The organism is Psychrobacter sp. TPE 89C (assembly GCF_055522395.1).
Window position 1 is genome coordinate 1 of record NZ_JBVFXW010000100.1, and the last position, 1373, is coordinate 1373.

Annotated in this window: 1 protein-coding gene; it reads right to left on the minus strand. The window is 47.6% G+C overall.

Going from position 1 to position 1373, the window contains the following annotated elements:
- On the minus strand, window positions 1-1373 hold a 1373-nt coding region (nhaC, locus tag ACZW67_RS14260; RefSeq protein ID WP_465183803.1), incomplete at its 3' end, for a Na+/H+ antiporter NhaC.

Consider the following 1373-nt stretch of genomic DNA (forward strand, 5'->3'; position numbering starts at 1 on the left):
CGACTAATAGTCAGCCCTGTAAAGCCAAAGAGCAGCGTTAATAGCAACGATAAATAACAGAAAAACGCATAAGGCAGATAATCCAATACCGGTACCCCTAATGCCTGACTGATAAACACCCCGCATACACTCCAAGGCACCAGTGGATTAATCACTGTCCCTGCATCCTCAATCGTACGTGACAGATTCTTTGGATGTAAATTCAAACGCTCAAACGTCGAACGAAAAGCCGTCCCTGATAGTAAAATACTCAAGTACTGCTCACCGATGAGCACGTTGATGCTCAGTGCTGACATCGCTGCCGCAAAGATCGCCCGTCCTGACGTCGTCAACGTGTCTTTAATACCCGATAGCAATGCTGGTAACACACCCAATGCCGTTAGTAACCCGCCGAGACTGAGTGCCAATATCACAATCGCTTGCGTAAAGAACATACTTTGTACACCGCCACGTGACAGCATGCCCCCTACTTCACCTAGCTCTAATGACTCAGCCGGTGCATACCCTGCAAACAGATATCCACCCAATTGTCCAAAGCTTGGTGAGCTATGTATATAAGTGATGATAAGCGCCACCGCAATGGTACAGATAATCGTATAGATGGCATTGACTCGAAAGATAGCCAGTCCGACCAACACCACAAACGGTAATACCGCATAGTTTTGTACCAAGCCACTGTCGATCAGCTGTCCCTGTAAGACCGTCACCTGACTAAGATCAGAACCCGCTGTCTGGCCTGAGAACATCCAAAACAAGATAACCGTGAGTATCCAAGCAGGCACCGTCGTGTACATCATATTGCGAATGTGCTCAAACAGGTCAATACCGACAACAGAGGATGCGATGGTACAAGTATCAGACAAGGGTGACATCTTATCGCCAAAGAACGCTCCTGAAACGACGGCACCAGCCGCAATTGCTACATTGGCATCAAAGGCATTACTCATCCCAATAAATGCCACACCCAAGGTTGCAACGGTTGTCAAACTACTACCCAGTGCAATACCAATAATGGAAGTAAGTACAAAGGCGGAGATGTAATAATACTCTGGTGAGATGAGCTGAAAGCCGAAGTACATGAGTGTGGGTATGGCACCAGACATCATGAGAGCGGCGACCATCAGACCAATAAAGAAGAACAAATAGATGGCACCGATACCGCGCATAATACCTGAGGCCATTTGTGCTTGCATGTCATCAAAGCTCAGTCCTTTAAAGGCGCCAATGCCCAGTAAGACACAGATGGCGAGTATCAATGAGAGATGCGGCACCCAACCAAAGCCGATCATGGTAACACCCATGATGGCGATGACGATGGCTGATATGATGAAGGCTTGCTGAGGGGAAATATGGGTGAGGATTCTTGGAGGCAT